The organism is Neptunicoccus sediminis (assembly GCF_001719615.1).
Taxonomy (GTDB): domain Bacteria; phylum Pseudomonadota; class Alphaproteobacteria; order Rhodobacterales; family Rhodobacteraceae; genus Amylibacter; species Amylibacter sediminis.
The window spans coordinates 1-9,313 of the sequence record NZ_MDVX01000059.1; the positions used below are offsets into that span (position 1 = coordinate 1).

Consider the following 9,313-nt stretch of genomic DNA (forward strand, 5'->3'; position numbering starts at 1 on the left):
TGTTCGAGAATGGTTTGCGGCCCGCAATCATTTCGCCATAATGTTCGAGGATCGCTTCAATGCGTGACTGTATCTAAAACCCGCATGGGCCAGACCAGATACACAAAGTTTATGACACTCCCACGGCATGAACAAGTAGCCTACCCCCTAACCTGACGGGATCGTCCAATCCGGACGAGGTTCGTGGACGAAGCCGAAAATGTCTGCTGCGCAACTTGAAGCGCGCCGGAAAGCGGGGCTCTCCACTTCCAATCCGACACATGCATGCAGCGGCGCACTTCGAACGCCAAACCAGACTGCGAAGAGAAGCGTGACCCGGATATACGATCTCATCGACAAAATAGAAGGAAAACGAGCTTGACCCAAACGCCCAATTAGAGAAGCGGTAATTCGCTGCAGGTGCAAACTGATCAAGGCGCAATGTTAAAAGCGGACACCCAAATTCGCGGGAAGCCGCGACGCTCTTTGCAATACCGCAAGTCAGCTTGGAGCCCAACTCAGTCATAGCTTAAAAGCCGTATCACCCAACTCGAAGATCCGACTGTGGCCGTTCTTTGCTCAGAGTCGACTCGTAAAAACCAAACCGAATTTATCTACTTTGAATGTGGCTCCCCACCAGAAACTGAAATCCTACGCCTTTTTTCCACTTTACTTGGTGAACGGTCGTTTCGAGACAATTTGTCCAATTCCGATGAAGCAACTGATTTGGTGACTTCCATATCGCTTCCCCCCGCAAGCCTCGCGTCGTTCGCCTTGTCTCTAAGGTAGCTAAAAAAATTGAACGCATCATCTGCTGGTAACGCACACCGAAAAGCTGGAATGAAATCAGGCTTTCCACCCTCCTCGGGGACCATCTCGCCGAGAGAAAAATGAAAGATCCCCTGCTCAATCCTGACATCCATGACTGCATTAATAAAAACTGCGTTAGACTTCATCACCATCCTCAATTGCGATCACCAAATTTCTCGGACGTCGTCGAGCGGCCTCATCCATCACGGAGAATGTGTTGGAAGTAAACTTTGGCATACCATCAATACCTTTTCGAAATTGTCGCACCTCTTCCGTTTGCTTTGCTCGTACTAAGCGGACAGACCTCTCAGGGTTGTCTCCTTCAAACATGAAATAGCAAAGAGGTTGCCCTCGCCTCAACTCAAGACAGCTATTCAGATCACAAAACTCAAATGCGAAATTCAAAATCCTTGGCCAGTTTGTAATTTCAAACCTACCTGCGATCATCTGGCCCGGCCATGTGTACTCATCCAAAAAGGGAGGAAGCTGCGTTAAGTAGCACTTTTCGTCGCACAAAAATACATACGGCAGAAGGATTTGGAAAACGGGATGCTTTGGAGAACGCCACAAGTTCTGCGGCATAAATGTAATGAATCGGGAAACAACGTCTGGGTCGACACGTGTCCGTTGTTCATCGTAAAAAAGCTCGTAATTTTCTCGGTCCTTATCAACGCCAATTTTGATGTCGAATGGTGCCTTGACGACAAACAGACGTTTTTCAAGCTCGTTAACCGCAGGGCACGCCTGTACAGCTCGACCGGACAAGGCAGGCCCCCTATCTTTGCGTTTTGCTTCTGGGGCTTCAAAAGCAAAATCTCCAAAAGGCGCATCTACAATCCAACCGACAGTTAAAGGTTCTGCCTTGGACATGCCTCTAATTCGACCAATTGCCGTATATTGAATTGCCGGACGAGTAGGCGCTGAACCCATTGTTCCCATAAAAAGAATTGCCCGAAGAGTAGCCGCTGAACCCATCGTTTCCATATACGGAATTGCCCGAAGAATACGAGGAATACCCATCGTTCCCGTACACGGAATTGCCCGAAGAATACGAGGAATACCCATCGTTCCCGTACACGGAATTGCCCGAAGAGTATGCTGAATACCCATCGCTGCAATATATTGAGTTTCCCGACGTGTAGCAGGACTGAGCAAGTGCTGTTGCGGCGGGAAGCGCAACCATGCACGTCGTAGCAAGTGCTGTCGCGATAGTTCTTTTCTTTGTCATCAAACAGGCCTTTTGTTGCAGTCGCCCTCTACAGATCGCATGTTTCAAACGCATACGCAACATGATCCAGATCGCTACGACTGTAGCATTTCCTATTGACGGGCGCTCCCAAGGTGCAGTTCAGACCGTCATAGCCAGGCTTGCGAGCCGCAGCGAAAAGGCGCGTTGTCCGCAGTCTGTGAGTTCGACCAGCACCAGATTTTGCGCTCGCGGCGAAAGTCCGGTTTGGTGAAGTCGCAATACGGCGTGATCTGAGCCGGCGAATGGCTGTTATGGGCCGTTCGTGTCGTTCAACACCTATGACCGTTTTCTTCAATCAGTCTTGTTTGATCGCAAGTCTGGTATGCCGGATAAATAAGCTGTTCGCGGCAAAGATCTGCGCTCCAATAAAAGAGCTTTGCAGTATAGACAGCACCAAAAGAAAATTGTCGTGGCCCTTTTGAACGAATGATAGTCTCCAAGTGATTTCCCGCCGAAGATAAGTTCACTCCGATAGCCTTATGGTTTACCAAAAGCCCCATCCAGAACTGTTTTGGCTTCAAGAAGTCTGTCTTTAGTTTTCTTGTCCAATACATCGATAATTTTTGCTTCCTTAAAGTAGCCAATTCCCCCCGTATACGCCCCCTTAACCCTGCGCAACCACCTGCCTTCCCAGAGACGTTGTTCCGGGGATAGCGAGCCATGTTTTTGCACTGCAAAAACGCTCGCCTCCCCTCGCGGCGCTCGAGTCGGATGCGGTGCGCGCTGTGCTTGCACCTTGTCTGCCAACCGGTGGGAATTGGATATGGGAACCAAGGGCAAAGGCGGGAGGCCGCGTGTAAAGAGCAAGCGGGATCAACAGATCACCGCGCGGTTGACCGAGCGCGAATATCGTAAGCTGCAAAAAGCAGCCTCAGGGAGCAGTGTCGCGGCTCTGGTTCGGGATCGGTTGCTTGGCCTGAGCAAGGAGAGCGTGCCGCAGGTTCCTCTGGTAAACCGGCAGGCGTGGATCGAGCTCAGCCGGACGGCCTCGAACCTGAACCAGATGTGCTATCACCTGAACACAGGCGGCCGTCCCGAGGACCATCGCATTCTGCCCCTTCTGTCTTTGTTGCAGCGGGATCTCGAACAGGTCCGCGCCCGGCTGATCGGGGGCATCCATGGCAATCGGTAACCTGACCAAAGGTGGAAGTGCAGCCGGACTGGTGGAATATCTGCTGGCAGAACACGACAACAAAGGCGAGATCCGACATCGCGCTGATATTGTCGGGGGAACGCTCGGCTTTGAAGAGGACGCTGCCAAGATCCACCTGGACGCTTTCAAGAACCTGCGCCCCAGCCTGAACCGGAACATGGTCCATCTGTCGATCTCTCTAACACAGGAGGATCGGAAGCTGTCCGATCACGAGTGGGCGCAGATTGGCGACCTCTGGGCCGAACGGATGGGCTTTGAAGGCTATATGACCGTCTGCCACGGGGATCACATTCACATTGCGGCCAGCCGCATTCGGCTCGACGGCAGTGTGGTCAGCGACTCCCACGACTACCGCCGCAGTGAAGCCGTCATTCGTGAGATTGAAGAGCGGTTTGATCTGGTCCGCGTGGAACCGTCCCATTTGCTCGACCCTGACAAGGCGCGGGATCATATCGCAGCCCCGAAACGCGGTGAATTCGAAATGGCCCACCGGGGTGTGATCTCCACTAAATCTCAGTTGCAAGGCCTGCTGAAGGATCTGACCTCTGCACCGATCACCGCCACCGACTTTGTAGAGGCGTTAGAGGCCTGCGGCGTGGATGTGCGCCCGAATGTCTCCGAGACGACCGGCAGGCTCTCCGGCTTCTCCTTTGGGCTTGAGGGGCATCACATATCCGCCTCCAAGCTCGGCCGCAGTTTCACCTTAAAGAATTTAACAGAAAGAGGTTTTTCCTATGAGCCAGACAGAGACTTTCCGGCAGTTGTCACAGCAAAAGAGCGCAGCCTTGGCCGCGCCACTACAGGAGGCATTGGCACAGACCCGCGCCTCGAACACACAGACGCAAGCGCGGATCGCCGAGATGCCCGTGCTGATGGAGCAAGCGTTGCACCAGACACTCAAGTCATTGCATCGGGTAGAGAAGACCTTCCAAACACAGAGGGAAAGCACGGACCTGATCCGGCAGGACATAAAGGTACTAGCGAAACGCCAATCGGAAATACACAAGCAGCTGAAAACCCAAAGCAGTCTGATCAACAAACGGGCAAAGGAGACGCAATCGGCTCAGCGCAGGCTGCTGATAGTGCAGATCGCCCTCGGGATACCCCAGCTGGGGATGCTGGGCATGCTCATAGCGTTCTGGATTGGAGCTTTCTAGACGGGGATGGTTGGGAGGCCCTGTTTCGGTTCTTCAAGAACTGGAGCCGCAGCATCAAGGCCGCGATGGGACGCCCGCAGAAGCCACTGCCTGTTCCGCCACCCCTGACACCTGCAAACAGGCCTCAGTGGCCAACACAAGACGCACCAGATCATCGAAAACGGTCTAATGAGAGACCTAAGCATGAGTTCGACCTGCCTGCGCAGGAAGCACCCTCCGCCGATAACGTTAGTAAAGAAGAGGTAATCGACGACTTCGAGAACATCTTCGAACACGAAGAACTGGCGCCCGACGATGAAAATGAAACAGGGCCCGCGTTCGGGCCCTGAAACTAAAGTGTATGGATATGCTGGTGGGGTATGAGTTCTTCTGGAAACGGTTCAGACGAATTGCACGCCGTCAAGCATCTTCTCTCGTGTCCAGCCAACGCTGCAGGTCACTCTGCCGCCAACCCACAAGGCGGGCGGTCAGTTTGATCTGAGACGGAAACTCCCCACTTTTTATCCGGCGGTAAATCGTAGACCGGCTCAGCCCTGTCAGGTGCATCACTTCCTTCTGCCTCAAAATGCGATCAATCGTCATGTACTTTCCTTTTTAAACGATTTGTCACAACCTAACAGGATAGGTTTAAAACCAGGTTTAAAGGTGGGGTGGAAATGCGGACGCGGTTAGGTCTTTGGGTCGATATCGGTGCACCGCTGAAGCGTGAATCAAAGGCAGCGATGCGCAGTGCGACCCAATGATCGAGCACCTGCAGCTAATGTCTGCAACCCGCCCTTGGTGACGGTCGCAGCAAACGGCAGTTCCGAGCCCGATCTCCTTACTGCTGCACTATTCAAGATCGGTCAGCCTCGCCACAAGGGCGGCGATCAGATCCTGCTGCGAGTGTTTCAACGGATCTTTGATCCCGTCTGCGAGACCAAACATCAGAGCAAGCCCTAAAACTGCAGAATGGATCGATGTTGCCTGCTGGCGAGCGTATAGCGGATCTCCCCCAAGGCGGTCCGCCAAAGCGCCATACATTCGGCTCGTCGTGGCATGCACCTGATCGAGCGCCGCCGTTTCCATTGGGGCTTGCACTTCGGCTTTCAAGGTCTGCGGAGCCAAATACATCATTCGGAACCGATCCAAGTCACCTAAATGGAACGCCGCAACAGCCTCGACAAAAGCAGAGATTGCAGCGTTGGGCGAATCTTTACCGTCAACGGCATTCACAGCTACGTCCGCCTCCGCTGCCAACCAAGAGCCAAGCATTGCAGCAAGCAACTCTTGTCTGGATGGATACCAATAGAGCACAGCCTGTTTCGACATTCCAAGAGCACGCCCAATTGCGTCAAAAGAGACTGCCCCGAACCCATCCGACGCCAAAAGTGCCTGTGCGGTTTTAAGGATTTTCTCGTCCGTTTTCATCCAATCACCCAGCGATATTGACTACTTACCAATGGTAGGATATAAGCTTACCATTGGTAAGTAAATGGACATATGGCTTGAACTCTAAGGCCTAAGGGGAAATTGACGATGCAGGAAATCGGCTTTGAAAACCCGATCTTTGTGACCTACGCAGTTGCATCGGCCCTAACGGTCTTAAAAGTGATGGGGCAAGGTTGGATGACCGTTTACCGGATGCTTCGGAGCAACTCAGGTCTGGCGAGTCCGGAAGACCTACGCGCTGGCCCGATCAATAAAAACCCCGGACCCCTCTCAGCTTGAAGTCAATGATTACGTTGATCGCTCACGCCGCATGCATCGCAATGACCTTGAAAACATCCCGGCGTTCTGGATCGCCGGGCTGCTGTTCGTGCTGACAAATCCACCGCTCATCCTTGCACAATTCTTGATGTATGGGTTCGTCGCAGCCCGCGCGGCACACTTCGTCGCATATGCGTCACGGCAGACACACGAAGTTCGGGCCACCTTCTATACCATTGGTTCTTTGATAGTCATCTATATGGCTCTACACGTACTTTTCGCCCTTCTAATGTAGGAAAAGGGCTAAAGGCGTTGAGGGGAAGTGCCATGATACTTGCGTAGCCGACTTTAATTCAGGTCGCTTCGAATGTCATCTCTCCGCCCAAGATATTGAAACGCTGCATCGCAGAAATCGGCACTTCAGGCGGGAAGGAGACATTCGCTGCGTGTGCAAACGTTGAAAGGTGAAGCGCTGAAGCTGCCGTTCGTGCCTCTATACTATACTTCCTAAAGCAATTATGGTTCTTTCTCCCTAGGGCAGGACATCCAACTCGAAGATAACGATCAAAATGGGTACGTATAGAATTTCATTTTTGGAAGAATTTTGACGGGAAAACCAACATACCTTTGGGCCGCTGAGCAGATAATCCGAGAGCAAAAAAGGCCAATGCGAGTGCAAGACATTATTGCGCAAGCACAAGAGGCCGGGTTGTTTTCCGATGACATGTTCAGTCGAACACCGCAAAAATCAATGCAGGCTCGCCTCAGTATGGAGATCGTCAACAATGGTGACGATTCCATTTTTGTACGCACGGGAAAGGGCGTATTCTTTTTGCGAGCTCTGTTGACTGAGGGTAGCGCAAGCCAACTCGGAGATGGATCACTTACGCTGAAGCCGACAGGGGAGCTTAAACCATATCGAGCGAAGCCTAGGCGACCACGACAGACAAAGGAAAACGTTCTCGTCATACCTAGTGCGGCCTGTCGAGAAATTATGAATTTTCAGGGCCTTGGGCAAGAAACTGAGCCCCATCTAGAAAAACTGATTCACAGTAACGTTAAGCATATCGCGAGAACAACCGCTGAGGAAACAGAAGAGTTTAAACAGGTAATTACTTACGTACTCATAACTCATAAGAAGCATGTTTTGTCTTTCAGGCGTGGTCGATTTAACAGAGCTGCGCAGTTCCTTCGAGGAAGTTTGTGCATTGGTTTCGGAGGCCACGTTACAGATGAAGATTATTCACTTTTTACCGGTGAAGACTTCGGGATTCGGGCAAACGCCGTCAGAGAACTGACGGAGGAAATCAAGGTTGACGGCCTAGACTCGGCCATCCAAACGGAACAGCTGCACTTTCTAGGTCTGATAAATGACAACTCCACTTCATTAGGGCGCAAGCACCTTGCAGTGGTGTATCAATACGAAGTTTCTGAGAGCGACTGGGACAAGTGGTTGGAAGTCTCGAAACATGAGCTATCGATTAATGAACTTCGATGGATCAATACGGAAACTGAAACCGTTAATCTGGTTGAGTTTGAATACTGGTCACAGCTTTGTTGGCGAACTCTGTCACCTGAAATGGTAGAAGCTCAAGCTGAGTTCCGTATTTTCAGAAAGAAGCCGTTCCAAGCACCGCACATTTTGGTGGTAGTTGGGGGAATTGGGTCCGGAAAATCCTCCGCCACTGACATTCTCGCAGAGAAGTTTGGATACAGTAAGGTCAACAGCGGTCGAGTGCTCGCCAAACTCATGGGGATCCCCGCAGTACCCACAACACCTCGGAAGGAGTTTCAGGAGAGTGCCTGGGATTTTATCAATCAAGAAAGTGGGCCAGAACAATTAGCCGATGCGCTTTTTGCGGCAGCGGTTTCGCTTGGTGAAAAGCGTGTAATTGTCGACGGAATCCGACAGCAGTCCACGTTAGAGGCCTTACGTACAAAGGCGGAAGGAGCACTGGCCCTATTGTATGTCTATGCAACGCCAGACCTGGCTCTGCGGCTCTATAGTCAAAGAGAGGGTTTGGATGAAACTGAACATGAATCCGTTTTCTTTGACGCCATTGGGGCTGAGGTGGAATCTGATGTGAGTGTCATGATGAATGATGCTGACGCGGTTATTTATAATTGGTCGGGAGAGACTAATTATGAAAGAGCTATTTCCTCAATGGCCAACATTCTGGGTTTGAAGCCCATAGAGAAGGACTAGATATTTGAGCATTTACGATGGTGGATATGACGATGGATATCGTGCTTGCCCATGTTTTTGGGGGAAAGAAGTTGGCAGTTTAATCACCAAATTTCTTGAAGAAAATGAGATTGAAGGCAGCAGGATTTTGGATGCTGGATGCGGTGAGGGGAAAAACGCTGTTGCCCTTGCAAAGTTGGGGGCCGACGTTACCGCAATAGATTGCTCTGAGGTTGCCCTCCAAAATGCTAAAAACGCGTTTGGCGGCAATAGCGTGCATTGGCAATGCTCCGATGTTCGAAACCTTAAGGCAGGAGGCAAGCCGTTCGATGTAGTGGTTGCTTATGGGTTGTTGCACTGCATGCAGTCCGCAGATGAAATAGCTTCAGTAGTGCACCGTCTGCAGGAACTAACAGAAGTGGATGGTTGGAACATCATCTGTGCATTCAATGATCGACAGCATGACCTGTCTGCGCATCCCGGTTTCGATCCATGTCTAGTACCACATTCGACGTACCTGAGGCATTATCAAGGTTGGGAAGTCACTTTCAGTAGTGACGAAGATCTGCATGAAAGCCATCCGCACAACAATATCCCGCACGTGCATTCGATGACGAGGCTTATCGCTAGAAAGGTCAAGAGATGACGCAATGCCCAGAAGACCTTCGAAGATTGTATCAAGAGGGCCGTGTTATACCTTTCCTTGGCGCAGGAACATCGATGGCTGTGAGTTGGGAAGATGGCGGCGTCACTAAGCGGGGCCCGTCGTGGGGACAGCTTGTTGATCAAGCAGCTAGGCTTGTTGGCGCAAATGAACCGTCTTTACTAAGGATGCGCGGTTCTGACCTTCAAATCCTTGAATATGTGAAGTCCAAAAAAGATGGCATGCAGCCTCTCATTAACTGGCTTAACAAGAATATGGAGCCGCCTGATGCGGCGTTAGTGTCATCAAGGATTCATAGCGCATTGAGAGTGTCCGATCTTCTGTGTAACTGCGATCTGGTCCATGCTTCCTGAGAGGAGCAAGGACGATGACCATATCCAAGGAACTGCTGGACGAACTACTGAAGGGCTGCGAGCGGCCTGAAGAC

Annotated in this window: 9 protein-coding genes; 5 read left to right on the forward strand and 4 right to left on the reverse strand. The window is 51.4% G+C overall.

The window, feature by feature from the left end; translation table 11 throughout:
• Positions 1-593: 593 nt before the first annotated feature.
• Entirely contained in the window at positions 594-935 is a 342-nt protein-coding gene (locus tag BFV97_RS18125; protein ID WP_069301759.1) for a hypothetical protein, read from the reverse strand.
• A complete protein-coding gene (locus tag BFV97_RS18130; protein ID WP_157888375.1) occupies positions 925-1,809 on the reverse strand; it encodes a hypothetical protein in 885 nt (294 codons plus the stop codon). Before BFV97_RS18130 ends, BFV97_RS18125 begins: the two co-directional genes overlap by 11 nt.
• A 992-nt stretch (positions 1,810-2,801) precedes the next feature.
• Here BFV97_RS18130 and BFV97_RS18135 point away from each other — a divergent pair.
• Together BFV97_RS18135 and BFV97_RS18140 are read left to right on the forward strand one after the other, a co-directional pair.
• Positions 2,802-3,170, forward strand: a complete 369-nt coding sequence (locus BFV97_RS18135; RefSeq protein ID WP_069301761.1) for a plasmid mobilization protein — start codon at positions 2,802-2,804, stop codon at positions 3,168-3,170.
• The gene (locus tag BFV97_RS18140) at positions 3,157-4,677 is read left to right on the forward strand and encodes a relaxase/mobilization nuclease domain-containing protein (protein ID WP_069301762.1); all 1,521 of its coding nucleotides are present in this window, start codon (positions 3,157-3,159) and stop codon (positions 4,675-4,677) included. Before BFV97_RS18135 ends, BFV97_RS18140 begins: the two co-directional genes overlap by 14 nt.
• A gap of 70 nt (positions 4,678-4,747) precedes the next feature.
• On the opposite strand, the gene BFV97_RS18145 is transcribed toward BFV97_RS18140, so the two are convergent.
• Positions 4,748-4,930 (reverse strand): helix-turn-helix transcriptional regulator, encoded by a 183-nt coding sequence (locus BFV97_RS18145; protein ID WP_069301763.1) that lies wholly within the window; start codon positions 4,928-4,930, stop codon positions 4,748-4,750.
• Between the two features lie 249 nt (positions 4,931-5,179).
• Positions 5,180-5,758, reverse strand: coding sequence for a TetR/AcrR family transcriptional regulator (locus BFV97_RS18150; RefSeq protein ID WP_069301764.1), 579 nt, complete (start codon positions 5,756-5,758; stop codon positions 5,180-5,182).
• 271 nt (positions 5,759-6,029) lie between these two features.
• On the opposite strand from BFV97_RS18150, the gene BFV97_RS19275 reads away from it, so the two are divergent.
• The 3 genes from BFV97_RS19275 (at position 6,030) to BFV97_RS18585 (ending at position 8,868) form a co-directional block, all read left to right on the forward strand.
• A complete protein-coding gene (locus BFV97_RS19275; protein ID WP_425412290.1) occupies positions 6,030-6,332 on the forward strand; it encodes an MAPEG family protein in 303 nt (100 codons plus the stop codon).
• 309 nt (positions 6,333-6,641) lie between these two features.
• Positions 6,642-8,243, forward strand: coding sequence for an HTH domain-containing protein (locus BFV97_RS18160; RefSeq protein WP_157888376.1), 1,602 nt, complete (start codon positions 6,642-6,644; stop codon positions 8,241-8,243).
• A gap of 4 nt (positions 8,244-8,247) precedes the next feature.
• On the forward strand, positions 8,248-8,868 hold the full coding sequence (locus BFV97_RS18585; protein WP_083225728.1) for a class I SAM-dependent methyltransferase: 621 nt from the start codon (positions 8,248-8,250) through the stop codon (positions 8,866-8,868).
• The last annotated feature ends 445 nt before the right edge of the window (positions 8,869-9,313 follow it).

Coding starts and splice junctions, on each gene's coding strand:
- BFV97_RS18125 (WP_069301759.1), bottom strand. CDS start 935: ATGAAGTCTAACGCAGTTTTTATTAATGCAGTCATGGATGTCAGGATT.
- BFV97_RS18130 (WP_157888375.1), bottom strand. CDS start 1,809: ATGGGTATTCCTCGTATTCTTCGGGCAATTCCGTATATGGAAACGATG.
- BFV97_RS18135 (WP_069301761.1), top strand. CDS start 2,802: ATGGGAACCAAGGGCAAAGGCGGGAGGCCGCGTGTAAAGAGCAAGCGG.
- BFV97_RS18140 (WP_069301762.1), top strand. CDS start 3,157: ATGGCAATCGGTAACCTGACCAAAGGTGGAAGTGCAGCCGGACTGGTG.
- BFV97_RS18145 (WP_069301763.1), bottom strand. CDS start 4,930: ATGACGATTGATCGCATTTTGAGGCAGAAGGAAGTGATGCACCTGACA.
- BFV97_RS18150 (WP_069301764.1), bottom strand. CDS start 5,758: ATGAAAACGGACGAGAAAATCCTTAAAACCGCACAGGCACTTTTGGCG.